15 protein-coding genes are annotated in these 14,191 nt (G+C 61.3%); 10 read left to right on the top strand and 5 right to left on the bottom strand.

All coding sequences use genetic code 11. From position 1 onward, the window contains the following. Nucleotides 1-131 precede the first annotated feature (131 nt). On the bottom strand, nucleotides 132-977 hold the full coding sequence (locus ACOMDU_RS07595) for a magnesium transporter CorA family protein (RefSeq protein WP_421129789.1): 846 nt from the start codon (nucleotides 975-977) through the stop codon (nucleotides 132-134). A 124-nt stretch (nucleotides 978-1,101) separates the two neighbouring features. Here ACOMDU_RS07595 and ACOMDU_RS07590 point away from each other — a divergent pair, with 124 nt between their 5' ends. Genes ACOMDU_RS07590 through ACOMDU_RS07580 form a run of 3 tightly spaced genes read left to right on the top strand, consistent with a single transcriptional unit; the run spans nucleotide 1,102 to nucleotide 3,116 of the window. Continuing rightward, nucleotides 1,102-2,379 carry an aconitase X gene (locus tag ACOMDU_RS07590; RefSeq protein ID WP_421129788.1) on the top strand — a complete coding sequence of 426 codons (1,278 nt, stop codon included), beginning with the start codon at nucleotides 1,102-1,104 and terminating at the stop codon, nucleotides 2,377-2,379. 1 nt (nucleotide 2,380) lies between these two features. Then, nucleotides 2,381-2,824 carry an aconitase X swivel domain-containing protein gene (locus ACOMDU_RS07585; protein ID WP_421129787.1) on the top strand — a complete coding sequence of 148 codons (444 nt, stop codon included), beginning with the start codon at nucleotides 2,381-2,383 and terminating at the stop codon, nucleotides 2,822-2,824. Nucleotide 2,825: 1 nt separating this feature from the next. After that, on the top strand, nucleotides 2,826-3,116 hold the full coding sequence (locus ACOMDU_RS07580; RefSeq protein WP_421129786.1) for a cysteine-rich small domain-containing protein: 291 nt from the start codon (nucleotides 2,826-2,828) through the stop codon (nucleotides 3,114-3,116). Between the two features lie 42 nt (nucleotides 3,117-3,158). On the opposite strand, the gene ACOMDU_RS07575 is transcribed toward ACOMDU_RS07580, so the two are convergent. Both ACOMDU_RS07575 and spoIIP read right to left on the bottom strand, forming a co-directional pair. Continuing rightward, nucleotides 3,159-3,539: a prepilin-type N-terminal cleavage/methylation domain-containing protein gene (locus tag ACOMDU_RS07575; protein WP_421129785.1), complete on the bottom strand. Its 381-nt coding sequence runs from the start codon at nucleotides 3,537-3,539 to the stop codon at nucleotides 3,159-3,161. A 74-nt stretch (nucleotides 3,540-3,613) separates the two neighbouring features. Then, nucleotides 3,614-4,717 (bottom strand): stage II sporulation protein P, encoded by a 1,104-nt coding sequence (spoIIP, locus tag ACOMDU_RS07570; RefSeq protein ID WP_421129784.1) that lies wholly within the window; start codon nucleotides 4,715-4,717, stop codon nucleotides 3,614-3,616. Between the two features lie 247 nt (nucleotides 4,718-4,964). Between spoIIP and ACOMDU_RS07565 the strand changes: the two genes are divergently transcribed. Further along, nucleotides 4,965-6,254: a hypothetical protein gene (locus tag ACOMDU_RS07565; RefSeq protein ID WP_421129783.1), complete on the top strand. Its 1,290-nt coding sequence runs from the start codon at nucleotides 4,965-4,967 to the stop codon at nucleotides 6,252-6,254. Between the two features lie 39 nt (nucleotides 6,255-6,293). Here the strand turns inward: ACOMDU_RS07565 and ACOMDU_RS07560 are convergent, their stop codons facing one another. After that, nucleotides 6,294-6,929, bottom strand: a complete 636-nt coding sequence (locus tag ACOMDU_RS07560) for an RluA family pseudouridine synthase (RefSeq protein ID WP_421129782.1) — start codon at nucleotides 6,927-6,929, stop codon at nucleotides 6,294-6,296. A gap of 206 nt (nucleotides 6,930-7,135) precedes the next feature. Here ACOMDU_RS07560 and ACOMDU_RS07555 point away from each other — a divergent pair, with 206 nt between their 5' ends. Both ACOMDU_RS07555 and ACOMDU_RS07550 read left to right on the top strand, forming a co-directional pair. Next, nucleotides 7,136-7,513 carry a BlaI/MecI/CopY family transcriptional regulator gene (locus tag ACOMDU_RS07555; RefSeq protein WP_421129781.1) on the top strand — a complete coding sequence of 126 codons (378 nt, stop codon included), beginning with the start codon at nucleotides 7,136-7,138 and terminating at the stop codon, nucleotides 7,511-7,513. A gap of 50 nt (nucleotides 7,514-7,563) precedes the next feature. Continuing rightward, a complete protein-coding gene (locus tag ACOMDU_RS07550; RefSeq protein WP_421129780.1) occupies nucleotides 7,564-10,167 on the top strand; it encodes a M56 family metallopeptidase in 2,604 nt (867 codons plus the stop codon). A gap of 54 nt (nucleotides 10,168-10,221) precedes the next feature. Here ACOMDU_RS07550 and ACOMDU_RS07545 read toward each other — a convergent pair whose 3' ends face one another. Further along, nucleotides 10,222-11,124, bottom strand: coding sequence for an MBL fold metallo-hydrolase (locus ACOMDU_RS07545; protein WP_421129779.1), 903 nt, complete (start codon nucleotides 11,122-11,124; stop codon nucleotides 10,222-10,224). A 204-nt stretch (nucleotides 11,125-11,328) separates the two neighbouring features. Between ACOMDU_RS07545 and pyrH the strand changes: the two genes are divergently transcribed. The 4 genes from pyrH to ACOMDU_RS07525 are packed head-to-tail and all read left to right on the top strand — an operon-like array spanning nucleotide 11,329 to nucleotide 14,191. Then, the gene (pyrH, locus tag ACOMDU_RS07540) at nucleotides 11,329-12,048 is read left to right on the top strand and encodes a UMP kinase (protein WP_421129778.1); all 720 of its coding nucleotides are present in this window, start codon (nucleotides 11,329-11,331) and stop codon (nucleotides 12,046-12,048) included. Between the two features lie 4 nt (nucleotides 12,049-12,052). Continuing rightward, on the top strand, nucleotides 12,053-12,610 hold the full coding sequence (frr, locus tag ACOMDU_RS07535) for a ribosome recycling factor (RefSeq protein ID WP_022136337.1): 558 nt from the start codon (nucleotides 12,053-12,055) through the stop codon (nucleotides 12,608-12,610). Next, nucleotides 12,610-13,341 carry a polyprenyl diphosphate synthase gene (gene uppS, locus ACOMDU_RS07530; RefSeq protein ID WP_421129777.1) on the top strand — a complete coding sequence of 244 codons (732 nt, stop codon included), beginning with the start codon at nucleotides 12,610-12,612 and terminating at the stop codon, nucleotides 13,339-13,341. The genes frr and uppS overlap by 1 nt, the downstream gene beginning before the upstream one ends. A 10-nt stretch (nucleotides 13,342-13,351) precedes the next feature. Further along, complete coding sequence (locus ACOMDU_RS07525; protein ID WP_421129776.1) at nucleotides 13,352-14,191, top strand: phosphatidate cytidylyltransferase; 840 nt, start codon at nucleotides 13,352-13,354, stop codon at nucleotides 14,189-14,191.

Genomic DNA, 14,191 nt, shown 5'->3' with positions numbered 1-14,191 from the left:
GCACCTCCTGCGCCGCCGTCTGCGGCAGCGCGGGCAGACGCTGCTGCCGCTGCTGGCCGCCCTCTCCGCCGCAGCGGTGGTATACAGATGAAAAGCACCCCTCAGGCCAGGCGGCCTGAGGGGTGCTTTTTTTACAGCCATTTCTTGTGCCTGAAGAACCACAGCAGTCCTGCCACCAGCAGTATGCTGGCGGCGATGATCACGGGATAGCCCCACTCCGACTGCAGCTCCGGCATATTTACGAAGTTCATGCCGAACCAGCCGGTGATCAGCGTCAGCGGCAGGAACAGCACCGTCACAATGGTGAATACCCGCATCAGGTCGTTCTGCTGGATGGCCAGCTGGCTCTGATAGGCCTCCCGCAGCTGGGCCACCAGCTCCTGCAGCGCGCATACCTTTTGCAGATACCGGCCCGTCCGCCGCCCCAGCACCTCCAGCCGCGCCAGAATGTCCGCCTCGATCAGCCCGTTATCGTTGTCGCACATCTCATCGAAGATGGCGTCCAGCTGCTCATAGTACCGCTTCAGGTGCAGCAGCTCCCGCCGCCACGCGGCGATGCGCCGGGGCGCGTCGTCCTTGGCCTTGCCCTCCAGTATGGCGCTCTCGCCGCCGTTGATCTGGGCCTCCAGCTTTTCCAGATACGCCATGTCGCCCTTGAACAGCCCCGCAAAAAACCGGTACAGCAGCTGCTGGTCATTCAGCGGTCCGCCTGCGGTCAGCGTGTCCACCGCACCCTGCACATACTGCTGTGCCGCCTCGTTCCGGCAGAAGAAAAACAGGTCCTCCCGGTCAATGTATACCAGCACCTTGCCGCTTTTTCCCGCCTTCCGCACATCGTACCAGTCAAAGGCCAGCAGGTCGAAGTCGGCAAAGGCCTCAAAGCTCTCCGTCTGCAATTCACCCACATATTGAAATACGGCGGCGTCCATCCGTTCCGCCACCTGCTCCATATCCTTCCACAGCAGCACACTCCGCATATCGCCACCGTCCTTTCTCCCGCAGTATACCCCACCGCGTCCCCTTCGTCAAGTTGACTTTCCCGCGGCGGACTGGTACAATAGAGCCAGCGCAGCACCATTCTGAAACAAAGGAAGTGGTTTTATGCAGTTGACACCCCAGCAGCAGGCCCTGCTGGACGGCGCCCAGGGCGAGACCATGGCCAAGGTGGTCAAGACGCTGGTCATGTACGGCGATACCTTCGGCGCACAGCGGATGGTGCCGGTCACCGGACAGTACGGCCACACCGTCATCTCCTTCGGCCTGGCGGTGATGAAGCCGGTCTACGATCTGTACGACCGTCTTATCGAGTCCGGCCTTACCAGCGGTCAGAAATTCACTGCTGACCCCCTGCCCCTGGATAAGCACGTCCCCACCAGTCTGTTGGAGGACATCGTCTTCCGCAAGATCATGTACACCCAGCAGGACCGGTATGAGCAGCAGCTGAAAAAGCTGGGCATCACCGCCGATAACGCCTATACCTGTACCTGCTATCTGGATCAGGTGGGCAACACCCCCAAACAGGGAGATATCCTCAGCTGGGCGGAGTCCTCCGCCGTGGTCTACGCCAACTCCGTCCTGGGCGCCCGCTGCAACCGCAACAGCGGTATGCTGGAGCTCATGGGCAGCATCGCCGGCTTCGTGCCGGAGTTCGGCCTGCTCACCGACGAGGGCCGCAAGGCCCATTGGCTGGTGGAGGTCAAATGCACCCGCCGGCCCGAGGCCCAGCTTCTCGGCTCCGCCATCGGCATGAAGGTCATGGAGGACGTGCCCTACGTCCGGGGACTGGACGAGTGGCTGGGCACGGAGCTGAACGACGAGAACCGCGCCTACCTCAAGGACTTCGGCGCGGCCACCGCCTCCAACGGCGCCGTGGGCCTGTACCATGTGGAGCACCTGACCCCCGAGGCAAAACAGCAGGGCGAGGCCCTGCTGCGGGAGGGCTATCGGACCTACGTCATCGATGACGCCGAGCTGGAGCGCGTGAAGCGCAGCTATCCCGTCATCTGGAAGGACCCTGCCGCCGCGCCGCAGCTGTGCTTCGTGGGCTGCCCTCACCTGACGCTGGAGCAGCTGAAGGACTGGACGGAGAAGCTCACCGATGCCCTGCGGGCGCAGAACCGCCTGCAGGTGGCCGTTCCCACCGTGTTCACCGCCGCCCCGGCGGTGCTGGACGCCTTCAAGGACACCGTGGAGGGCTACAAGCTGCAAAGCATGGGCGTGATCCTCAGCTACATCTGCCCGCTGATGTACATGAACAACCCCCTCTGCAAGAAGAAGGCGGTCATCACCAACTCCAATAAGCTCCGCACCTACACCAGCGCCCGGTACTATACCGACGCGGAGATACTGGACATCCTCACCGGAAAGGAGGGACGCTGATATGCAGCAGTTCAAGGGCCGCGTGGTGGTCCCCGGCACCTGCACCGCCGAAGCGCTGGTCAGCCATGGCGGCTTCAACACCCTGGCCAGCTACCAGATGGCCATGATGTTCGGCGACAAGCAGGTCAAGTGCGGCGACCAGAATAACCCCGACATCTACAAAAAGCCCATGATCGGCAAGGCCCTCTGCCTGCCCCAGACCATCGGCTCCACCACCGGCGGCATGGTGCTCTTCACGGTGTGCTCCCACGGCAAGCAGCCCGCCTGTATGCTCTTCTCCCTGCCCATCGACTCCCTGGCCGCCTCCGGCGCCATTCTGGGCGATGTCTGGACCGACAGCAAAATGCCCGTGGTGGACTCCCTGGGCGATGAGTTCCTGCAATATGTGCAGACCGGCATGACCGTCACCGTGGGTGACGACGGCCTGGTCACCGTGGAGGACTGACATGGACGATATCTACACCAAAAAGCCCGAGGAGTGCGCCTACTCCTTCACCCAGCACACCGCCTGCGAGTTCTTCCCCTGCCACAAGACCGGCCACCCGGAGGACTTCAACTGCCTGTTCTGCTACTGCCCGCTGTACACCCTGGGCAGCAAGTGCGGCGGCAACTTCAGGTACCTGGAAAACGGCGTCAAGGACTGCTCCGACTGCCTGCTGCCCCACGGTCGGGGCAGCTACAGCTACATCAAGTCCAAGTACCCGGAACTCATGGAGCTGGCCAAGAAAAACCGCTGAGAACGCAAAAAAGAGACCGCCCCGCGGTCTCTTTTTTCATCATTATTTCAGCAGCAGTGTGTGGTCGCCCTTGTTGCACATATAGTACAGCTGGTATCCTATAGGTTCTTTCGTACCATACCAATCGCGGTCCAGTATCACCGTTAGGTGTCCGTCCTGCAAGTTGACCGTCGTACCGTCCAGGAAATTGATCTCGGTCCGCATATCACCTACTTGGGTCCCAACATCCTCCCGAAACTCCCCCGTGGTCAGGTAGTCGATCTGCAGCTCCGCGTAATACGCCCGCACGTTGGCCATGTCGGCGGCCACCTTGGCCTTGTGCAGACTGCCGTTGAACACAGGGATGGCAATAGCCGCCAGCACAGCGATGATCGCCACCACGATCAGCATTTCCATCAATGTAAAGCCGCGGTTCCGTTTCATAGTCTATACCCTCCGGAATCGTTTTTTTTGATAAGGTTTCCATATTATACCCTACCGACGCCCGGATTGCAACCCTATTTTCCCGTCACTACCTCCGCAAAGCCCTCTCCGAACACCCGCACGGCCTTCAGCGCCTCCTCCAGCGAGTTCCCCGCCGCGCCGATCTCCACCAGCAGGCTACCGGGTGTGAAGTACTCATTGTAGTCCGAATTCCGCAGCGTCAGCGGCCGCATCAGCGTGGGATAGCGCTCCGTCAGGTGCTGCTGCACCGCCACGGCGAATTTCAGGTTCTCCTGCCAGCCCTCCCAGCTGCTGCCCATCACCAGGCTCACCTGCGCGCAGTCCGGGTCCTCCCGCGTTACCACCTTGTACTGGTGCCCGGCCTTGTCCTCCAGCGCGTCCCGGTGCACATCCAGAATGAACCCGATGCTGGGGTACTTCTCCATATACGCCTCGATGGCGTCCTCCGCCCGGTAGTACGCCCCGTTGTACTCCGGGTCGTCATACAGCGCCCGGTCGTGCAGCACCGATATCCCGTAGCCCGACAGCACCCTCGCCAGCTCGTCGCCCACCCGTATCACGCTCACGCTGGCATCCGCCGTCCGAAAGCTCCCCGTGTCCTCGTATTCCTCCCCCGGCGGCATGGTGTACGCCTCGCTGCCGTGGGTGTGGACGATCAGCACCTGCGGCGCGTCCTCGCCCAGCGCCGCCGCAAACGTCCCGTCAAACACGATGCCCTCCACCGTCTGCCGCGAACTGTTCTTGATGAACACGTCCCCCACCCGGGTATACCCGTTCTCATCCGCCGCCACCACCGACAGCGGCCTCGATTCCCCCTGCCCGCCGGTGTTCTCCGTCTGCCCCGTTGTTGGGCCCTCCGGTGTTTCCGCCGGGGCGGGGGAGGGCGTCTCCTCCGCGTTCCGGGGCGTTTCTGCCTGCGTCACCTGCGTCTCCGCCGCCAGCAGCATCGGCGACTGCCGCAGCACCGTCAGCACCGGCAGCGGCAGCGAGTCCGCCGCCCACAACTCCCCCAGCTCCCACTGCACCAGCCGCTGCGCCAGTGAGCTGTCCCGTACCGCCTGTGCCGCCGCCCGCAGGTCCTGACTCCCCGCGCACACCGCCGCCAGCCACAGCACGAACGCCCCGCACACCGCCGCCGCGCCCCGCCGCCATTTCACAAGCCCCACCGCCTTTCAGACAAGCCTATGTCCGGACAAGCCAAAAAATACCCACCATAACTTCCTCTAATACCTCCCACACCGATTTGTTATGCCAATATCTGGATATTCCCGTTGCCTTTCGCGACACTTTCTGGTAAGATGGTCGTACAACAGAGCCTGCGCGCCGCAAAACTTTCCCAACAAGAAAATTTGCGGCACACAGGCCCGGGAGAGAAATATGTGAGCCATAGAAGGAGGAACCGCCATGAAGAGACGACTGCTCCCCATCCTGATGACCCTGGTATTGGTATGCGCGCTGCCCATATGGGCAGCTTTTGTTACATCGGGGGATGTAACAAATCCCCTGGTGTCCACCGCCGGTGCGGCATCGCCGCCTGACAACGCCGCAACCAGGCTGAAATCTGCCATATCCAACGGCGGAACTGTCCAGCTGACAGAGGATATCGAGATCAGCGAGACATTGGTAGTAACGAGAGATGTGACCCTCGACCTGAACGGCCATGTGCTCAAGATGACCGGCGACGTCAGTGTGCTCAAGGTGAGTGACCGTGCGACCCTGACCATCACGGACAGCCGTCCCCAAAATCCGCATACAGGATCCTATGGGCGTTTGCCTGCCGGCGGTGTCATCACCGGCGGAGAGGGAATGAACATGACGGGAATTTACAATGTTGGGGGAGCCGTATTCCTGGAGAATGGTACAACGCTGAAGCTGGAGGGCGGCACGCTTACCGGAAACAGCAGTCGCGGCAGTGTCTTTATCGATGGGGCGATCTTTGAAATGTCCGGCGGCACGATCACCGGAGAAACTGTCGGCGTACGTAATAATGTGGGGACCTTCAAAATGACCGGCGGCCGTATTACGGGATGCTATGAACAGGGCGTATATATGTCCACCGGGTGGATGAAGATGTCTGAAGCGGCGTATATCGGAGGGAATAACACGAGAAATACCAAGGAGGACATTTTCATAGAGGAAACGCTCCAGACAAGTGCCAGACTGTCCGTTACCGGCGGTACCATTGAGGGAAATGTGCGTATAAAATTCTGGTGGAATTCGGGGATGACAGAGGACAAATTGGGAAAAGTGGATACTGTCGTGCAAGGTGCGAATGTGCTTGACGGACATATCAAAGTGGAAATAGGCACCAGCGGCATTTGTGTGGACTACAACACCGTCAATTTCATTGACGAGGTCGCCAATACAAGGACCCTAAAGCTTGTTTTACAGCCTAATGCAGTTGAGGAGCCGGAAACTCCCACCACAGTAAATGGCCGGGAATTTATGTACTGGACGAAAGAGGGCGTTTCCGAAGCGTGGGATTTTAACACCGAAATAAAAGAGCCGCTGACGCTGTATGCCGTGCGGACCCCGGCCTCCTCCGGCGGCTATTACTACTACCCTACCACCGATACTAAGGCCGACGATGCCAAGGGTTCTCCCAAGACCGCCGACCCCGGCGTAGCCCTCTACGCCGCCCTGTCCCTCCTGTCCCTCACCGGCCTGGCCTACACCGGCAGAAAGAAATTCTGAGCACATAAAAAATGAGCACCCGGAGGGGTGCTCATTTTTTTATGCCTGAAACCAGCTCCACGGCGGCTCCTGCGGCGGCGCCAGCTCAAACGCCATGGCCTTTCCCGTCTCCGGGTGCCGGAACGCCACGCCTGCCGACCACAGCGCGATGGGGGTGTCTGCGTCCGCCGCGTCCCCGTACCGCCGGTCGCCCACCAGCGGCATCCCTCGTGACGCGAACTGCACCCGGATCTGGTGCGTTCGCCCCGTCAGCAGTCGGACCCGCACCAGCGCGCATCCCGCCCGCCGGTCCAGCACCCGGTACCGCAGCCGCGCCTCCCGCACATCCTTTCCCGGCCCCTCGGCCACATAGGTCATCCGCCGCGCCTTGTCCCGGCCCAGCAGGTCCGTCAGCTCTCCCTCGTCCGCCTTCGGCATTCCCCGCACCACCGCCAGATACGTTTTCTCGAATTCCCCCTCCCGTATCTGCCGTGACAGTTCCCCGGCGGCGTAGGCGCTCCGTGCGAACACCATCAGCCCTGCTACCGGCGCGTCCAGCCGGTGTACCGTCCGTATGCACGCGGTGTGCAGCGTCTGCCGCAGCAGCTCCGGCATACCGTTCCGCACGTCAGTGGAGATCACGCCCGCGGGCTTTACCGCCACCACGATCCGCTTATCCTCATACACGATATCCATGATGCGCCCCTTCCGTACCTGTTTTTGCTGTGCCTGACACATAGCTTGCATGGCCCTGCAACATCCTCTGCACTAAGGTATCATAAGCGTACAAGAAAAGTAAAGTAAAAGTAACACAAAAAGCAAGAAAAAAATACTTGACAGGACGGGTCTAACGCGTTAGACTAAAAACGGGTCTACTACATTCGACCAAGGAGGAAAACCCTGTGGAAACACCGAAAATTTTTGACAGCGAACTGCGCTTCTGCGAGATACTCTGGTCCCATGAGCCTATAAAGAGCAGCGAGCTGGTCCGCCTCTGTGCCGAGGAGCTGGGCTGGAAAAAATCCACCACCTACACTGTGATCAAGCGTCTCGCCGAGCGCGGCGTGGTGCACACGGAGAACGCCGTCGTCACCGCGCTGGTGCGGCGGGAGGACGTGCAGCGCGCGGAGAGCCGCGCCTTTATAGCCCACAACTTCCACGGCAGTTTGCCAGCATTTCTGACGGCTTTCATGGGAAATTCAAAACTTTCCAAAGAGGATGCCGATGTGCTCCACGCCATGATCGACCGCTTCGAGCAGAAGAATTCCGGACGTAACTGAACCGCGCTGCGGCATACAGTGTTATGCCCTGTGCCATAAAGGAGAAGAAAATGAATAGCCTGTTTACCTCCGTATTGGAAATTTCCTGGCAGGCGGGCCTCATCGCGCTGGCGGTGATGGCGGTGCGGCCGCTGCTGCGCCGTGCGCCCCGCCGGGCCGTGTGTATGCTGTGGCTGCTGGTAGCCCTGCGGCTGCTGCTTCCAGCCCGATTGACAGTAGAGAGCCCCGTCAGTCTCCAGCAGCCCGAAAGCCCGCCCATCCAGGCCTATCAGGAGCTTCGCCAGCAGGAAAAGGTCTATGTTTCCGCCCCGCCGGAGCAGCGCCTGGAAATGGCAGGACCCGCTGCGGCACAAGGCTTTGCGCTGCTGGATCAGCTGCCCGCCATCTGGCTGACGGGCGTGGGCTGCATGGCGCTGTACATGGCCCTCAGCCTGCTGCGTATGCGCTGGCGGCTCCGCGCCGCCCCCCGCATACAGGACAATGTCTATCGCTGCACCGACTGGTCTACGCCTTTCGTGCTGGGCGTGCTCGCGCCCCGCATTTATGTGCCGGAAACCGTGTCGGAGCAGGACTTTCCTCAGGTGCTCGCCCACGAAAGGTGCCATATCCGCCGCTGGGACCATGTGTGGAAACCGTTGGCATTTCTGCTGCTGGCGGTCAACTGGTTCAACCCGGTCCTCTGGGCGGCGTATGTCCTGCTGGGCCGCGACATGGAGCGCGCCTGTGATGAAATGGTGTTGAAAAACGCCACGCCCGCCCAGCGGGCCGCCTATTCCCGGGCGCTGGTGGCCTGTGCCGCCCAGCCGAAAATGGCGGCGGTGTGCCCGCTGGCCTTTGGCGAAGTAGCTGTGAAAGAAAGGGTGAAGAACGTGCTCAACTATAAGAAGCCCGCCCTCTGGGCTGTCATCCTGCTGGTCGTTGCGGCGGCCATCATCGGCGTGTGCCTGCTGACGAAGCCCGCCGAAAACGACGCCGGAGTGCCGGACGCGGAGACGCTGTACGCCCTGCGGACGGAGTATATCGGCGACAATGCCGCCGTCAGCGGCATACTGGACGCGCTGGGCTTCCGGGCGGCCGGCGCTGCCGGCGATGGTCAGGCGTATACCTACTCCTTTGAGGTCGAAACGGCCAGCGAGCCCTACGGCGTGGTGGTGCGCTACGCCTTTACAGGCGCGCTGCCGCAGCGCAGCGCGGAGTGGAACCGGCAGATGGCGCAGCGGGGCTATATCGCGCTGGCACTCATCGACAACGCGGAGTGGCTGCGGTGGGAGGACATCGGTGCGGAAGGGGAGACCCCTGTGTCCGGCACGGTGTACGCCGGGGACTATGTGGCGGCGGACTACAACGCCGTGCGGGAGAGCGCGGCGGGTCTGCAAGCGCTGATGGATGTTTTACAGGCGCGTTTGGAGGACGGCTCCATCGTCTACTATCCCGGCGACGCCCTGCCGGACTTCACGAAGATCACCCCGTGGCCCATACTGGGCGAGGACGGCGTGGTCAGTGCAAAGGCGGAGGATTACGGTATTGTGTATGACGCGGCGCAGCTGCCGGACTGGGAGACCGTTCCCCTGAGCTATCTGTGCGCCTACTATCTGAACGCGGACGGGGCGTATGCCGAGGGCGCCATGGACGTGCTGGCGCAGCGGTATAGCCAGCTGCCGCAGCAGGTGCGGAGGTATATCTGGACTCTGTCCGGGCAGGCCGACCCCCGTGGGAACGGCGACGCGGCGGAGGCGCTGCTGCGGGATATTTCCCGGTACATAACGTCCCAACTGACCGGCGGGCTGCCGGTGACCGTCAGCTACGAGAAGGATCAGCTGAGCATTGCCGTGACGGAGGTCTATTCCGTGGTGTACCGCACGGTGAAGTACGACGAGAATTACAGCGAGGACATCCCGGTGTATGAGGTGGGCAGCGGCGCGCAGCTGTCCGTGATAAAGGGTGAGGGCTTCACCCTCTACGGACGGTACAATGAGGAGAACGTGGCGCTCCACAACGGAGATGTGGTAGAGCTGACGGAGCAGTTCGTGGGCCTGGGCATGGATGGACAGTACGCTGTACGGTTCCAGTACCGGAGCGCGGCGGAAACGGCGGAGCTGGAGGTCTATCAGATCACGTGGGAGACGGGAGGTTCCGCCAAGCAGGTCGTGCCGCTGACGGAGGAGCAGGTGCAGGCCATCCAGTCGGAGAAGGGACTGGTGCAGCCGGAGTGGCATCAGGTCTGCGCCACCCTGCACCGCAGCGGCGAGGACGATGTCCGCTATTGGGGCACTGCCGATTACCCCGTGCCGCCCACGGTGCTGAAAATACTGACGGAGCAGTGCGGCTATACCTTCGTGACGCCGGAGGATTTCCGGGGCAATATGACTTCCGCCAAGCTGGAGTTCTACGGCGGCGAGACGTACACCGCCGCCAAGGCCGACCTGCCCGCCCTGCAGAAGATGCTCACCAACACCAGAGACTACGGCGGCGGAGCCGCCTGCTGGTTCACCGCCAAGCTGACGGTGACGTTCGACGACGGGCGGACAGTGTCGGTGCTGAAGGGGACGGACAGCTGCGCCAGCTTTACGTTCGGCTCGTGGAACTCCGCCATAGTGTCCGACAGCGAGAACCGGCAGTTCTGGCAGATATTCGGCGTGCCCTTTGAGGGATAAATACAGCAGAAAAGCCACCCCGATGGGGTGGCTTTTCCATGCGTACACGGTATCTCAGCCGTGGTAATACCTCTTGGCGCAGAAGTCGCGCTCTACGCGTACCTTGCCGGTGTCGGTGAGCCAGTCGGTGAAGTTGGTGAAGTTCCGCTCCACGATGCTGAATTTCAGCTCCTGCCGGGTGCGGATGTTCTCCCGCTGGCAGAAGGCGTATATCCAGTCGGAGAACGTCATGCCGTCGGTGAGGTCGTCCAGAAGCTCCCGCTCCTTGCGGTGGATGAAGGCGATGTTGCTGTCGATGAGGGCAGACAGCTCCGCGCGGTCGGTGACGACCTGCTTGTGGGCGATGATATAGGCGGGGTAGTCCGTGGCGCGGAGGGACTCCTTGCTCTCCAGATCCCTGGCGACGAACATACTGGTGGGCAGCTTGGCGCCGTCGATCAGGGCCTGATCGATGAGGCAGTCGCCCAGATAGGCCGCGCCGTCCGGCGTGACAAAGCCCAGCTGGCCTGCCGAATGGCCGGGGAGAGACAGTACGCCGAACCGGGCGCCGTCTACATCGATGTGGTCCTCCTGGGGGAAGATGACCCGATCTGCGGTGAAGCACTCCTCCAGAAACAGCTCACGGCTTTTGCCGTAGGTCAGGGCCACGTAGTTGGCGCGGTAGCTGTCCGGGTTCACAGAGATACCGGCTTCGATCAGGGAGATGGCGGCTTTTGCGCCGTATCGCTCCTGCAAATACCGGACGTTGCCGGTGTGGTCGAAGTGGGCGTGAGAGCAGAGAATGGCGCGCAGACGCCAGCCGCTGCCGTCGATGAGCGCGGTCAGGCCGGCTCTGTCCAGCTTGGCGTAGCCGGTGTCGATGAGCACCACATCCCGGTCATTGAGCTTATAAACGGGCAGTAGAGCGGTGGCGGCGACGGCCGCATATGTATTGCCCAGCACGTGCAGAAGTTCCATGAAAATCAGCCTCCGGAAAAGTGTTTTCCCTATTATACACCGCCGGTGGAAAAAAACAAAGCTTTTCGTTTTTGCATCCTGCGCCGCAGGCGCAGGGCACGCGGGATCTGCAAAAAAGAATTCAGAAAAATTTTCGATTTTCCCCCTATGCAAAACGGGAGAAATAAGGTAAAATACCTGATAGAAAATTAGGGAGGAACGGCGATGGAGCAACCAGTATTCAAGCGGGTGCTGCTGAAGATCAGCGGCGAAGCGCTGGCCGGCGATAAGCACTTCGGTCTGGACTTTCAGGTCATGGGCCGGGTGGCGGACGTTATCAAGCAGTGTGTGGACATGGGCGTGCAGGTGGGTATCGTCATCGGCGGCGGCAATTTCTGGCGCGGCGTGAAGGACGGCGAGGGACACATCGAGCGCACCCGGGCCGATCACATGGGTATGCTGGCCACGGCCATGAACTGCATGGCCATGGCGGACGTGCTGGAGCAGAAGGGTGTGGACGTGCGTGTGCAGACGGCGCTGGAGATCCGGGCCGTGGCGGAGCCGTATATCCGCGCCAGGGCCATTCGGCACCTGGAAAAGGGGAGAGTGGTCATTTTTGGCTGCGGCATCGGCTGCCCGTTCTTCTCCACGGATACCGCGGCGGTGCTGCGGGCGGCGGAGATCGACGCGGACGTCATCCTGCTGGCCAAGAATATCGACGGCGTGTACGACAGCGACCCGGCCAAGAATGCCGATGCGGTGAAGTTTGACAGCATCACCTACGACGAGGTGCTCAAGCGGCACCTGGCTGTGATGGACTCTACCGCCACCAGCCTGTCCATGGATAACCATATCCCGGTGCTGGTGTTTGCCCTGAAAGACCCGGAGAATATCATCCGCGCCCTGCGCGGCGAAAAAATCGGAACGATCGTGAAGGAGGACTGACCCCATGTTGAAGGACGAGTACAAGGTTTACGAGGAAAAAATGAAGAAGAGCATTGAATCCGTGATGAGCGACTTCGACACCGTGCGTGCCGGCCGCGCCAACGCTTCCGTGCTCAACCGCATCAGTGTGGACTATTACGGTACCCCCACGCCCATCCAGCAGATCGGCTCTATCGGCTCTCCTGACCCGCGGACGCTGGTCATTACCCCTTGGGATGCCAGCATTCTGAAGGGTATTGAAAAGGCCATTCAGGAGTCCGACTTGGGCATCAACCCCCAGAACGACGGTAAGTGCATTCGTCTGGCTTTCCCCCAGCTGACCGAGGAGCGCCGCAAGGAGCTGGTCAAGCAGATCCACAAGTACGCCGAGAACGGCAAGGTGGCTGTGCGGAATATCCGCCGGGATGCGATGGATAACTTCAAGAAGCAGCAGAAGGCATCCGAGATCACCGAGGACGAGCTGAAGATCGCCGAGAAGGACCTGCAGAAGCTGACCGACGACAGCTGCAAGGAGATCGACAAGATCCTGGACAACAAGGAAAAGGAATTGATGTCTGTTTAATGGGACTGTTTACGAAGAAAACGCCCCATACGGCGGGGGAGGTGGACAGGAGCCGCCTTCCCCGCCATATCGCTGTTATTATGGACGGCAACGGCCGCTGGGCGAAAAAACGCGGCCTGCCCCGCACGGCGGGGCACAAGGCGGGGGCGGAGGTGTTCCGCGACATCGCCACCTACTGCAAGAAACTGGGCGTGGAATACCTGACGGTATACGCCTTTTCCACAGAGAACTGGAAGCGGCCCGCCGATGAGGTGAATACCATCATGGGCCTGCTGGAGCAGTATCTGCGGGAAGCTATCGACACCATGGAAAAGGAGCACATCCGCCTGCGGTTCTTCGGCGATCTCAGCGCACTGTCCCCGGAGCTGCAGGCGCTGGCACATGAGACGGACGACATCTCCGGCCGCTATGCGGGGTTCCAGGCCAATGTGTGTCTGAATTACGGCGGCAGGGCGGAGATACTGCGGGCGGCGCGGCTGTGCGCGGAGCAGGGGGTGGACTGGACGGAGGAGAACCTCTCCGCCAATATGTACTCTGCCGGTATCCCCGACCCGGAGCTGATCATCCGCCCCAGCGGCGAGATACGGCTGAGCAATTTCATGCTGTGGCAGTGTGCCTACAGCGAATTCTATTTCTGCGACACGCTGTGGCCGGATTTTACCCGGCAGGATATGGACAGAGCGATCATCGACTATCAGCGGCGGGATCGCCGGTTCGGCGGCGTAAAGTGAGGTGACGACCATGAAACAGAGAATACTGGTGGCGATCATCGGCGTGCCGGCATTGATCGGCGTGCTGTGCTTCGCACCGGATTGGGCCACAGCGGTGCTGGTGGCGGCGCTGTGCGTCATCGGCTGCCATGAGTTCATGGCGGCCGCCGCGCCGGAGAAAGCGGCGCACTGGTGGGGGCTGGCGGCCACGCTGGCGGTGTTCACCGTGTTCACGGTGTATTTCAGCGGCGGTGACTTCACGGGTACCGCCATACATACGATCATGGTATGGCTGCTGGCGGCGCTGATCGTGGTGATGTTCATCGCGGCGGTGCAGGCCTTCGGCAAAGACGACGAGCTGGATTTTCCGGATATCAGCGCTATGGCGGTGTCCGGATTGGTGATCCCGCTGGCGCTGGGCTGCCTGGTGCGGCTGCGGATGCTGGAATACGGCGCCGGACTGGTGCTGATCCCGCTGGTGTCGGCGTTTATGAGCGACTCTCTGGCGCTGTTCGGCGGTATGCTGTTCGGGAAAACAAAGCTGGCGCCCAGAGTCAGCCCGAAGAAGACACGGGAGGGTGCGGTCAGCGGCCTGGTGGGCGGCATGGTGGGAATGATCCTGTTCCGGATATTCTTCTTCCTATGTACGGAGGTGCAGCTGCACATCGGCTGGTGTGTGCTGTTGGGCTTCGTGGGCGCGGTGCTGGGGCAGCTGGGCGACCTGAGCTTCTCCTGCGTGAAGCGGCAGTGCGGCATCAAGGACTACGGACGGCTGCTGCCGGGCCACGGCGGCGTGCTGGACCGGTTCGACAGTGTGATCTTCGCTGCACCGGTGACGTGGATGCTTATCAACGCTGTGACGCTGTATTGA

It is taken from the genome of Vescimonas sanitatis, assembly GCF_049060325.1.
Taxonomy (GTDB): Bacteria; Bacillota; Clostridia; order Oscillospirales; family Oscillospiraceae; genus Vescimonas; species Vescimonas sanitatis.
This window is presented reverse-complemented; position numbering and strand designations above follow the sequence as displayed.

Excerpts from the sequence above, each read along its gene's own strand:
- uppS (WP_421129777.1), top strand. The coding sequence starts at position 12,610 with ATGGGACTGTTTACGAAGAAAACGCCCCATACGGCGGGGGAGGTGGAC.
- ACOMDU_RS07525 (WP_421129776.1), top strand. The coding sequence starts at position 13,352 with ATGAAACAGAGAATACTGGTGGCGATCATCGGCGTGCCGGCATTGATC.
- ACOMDU_RS07545 (WP_421129779.1), bottom strand. The coding sequence starts at position 11,124 with ATGGAACTTCTGCACGTGCTGGGCAATACATATGCGGCCGTCGCCGCC.
- ACOMDU_RS07590 (WP_421129788.1), top strand. The coding sequence starts at position 1,102 with ATGCAGTTGACACCCCAGCAGCAGGCCCTGCTGGACGGCGCCCAGGGC.
- ACOMDU_RS07560 (WP_421129782.1), bottom strand. The coding sequence starts at position 6,929 with ATGGATATCGTGTATGAGGATAAGCGGATCGTGGTGGCGGTAAAGCCC.
- ACOMDU_RS07580 (WP_421129786.1), top strand. The coding sequence starts at position 2,826 with ATGGACGATATCTACACCAAAAAGCCCGAGGAGTGCGCCTACTCCTTC.
- ACOMDU_RS07565 (WP_421129783.1), top strand. The coding sequence starts at position 4,965 with ATGAAGAGACGACTGCTCCCCATCCTGATGACCCTGGTATTGGTATGC.
- ACOMDU_RS07595 (WP_421129789.1), bottom strand. The coding sequence starts at position 977 with ATGCGGAGTGTGCTGCTGTGGAAGGATATGGAGCAGGTGGCGGAACGG.
- ACOMDU_RS07585 (WP_421129787.1), top strand. The coding sequence starts at position 2,381 with ATGCAGCAGTTCAAGGGCCGCGTGGTGGTCCCCGGCACCTGCACCGCC.
- pyrH (WP_421129778.1), top strand. The coding sequence starts at position 11,329 with ATGGAGCAACCAGTATTCAAGCGGGTGCTGCTGAAGATCAGCGGCGAA.
- frr (WP_022136337.1), top strand. The coding sequence starts at position 12,053 with ATGTTGAAGGACGAGTACAAGGTTTACGAGGAAAAAATGAAGAAGAGC.
- ACOMDU_RS07550 (WP_421129780.1), top strand. The coding sequence starts at position 7,564 with ATGAATAGCCTGTTTACCTCCGTATTGGAAATTTCCTGGCAGGCGGGC.
- ACOMDU_RS07575 (WP_421129785.1), bottom strand. The coding sequence starts at position 3,539 with ATGAAACGGAACCGCGGCTTTACATTGATGGAAATGCTGATCGTGGTG.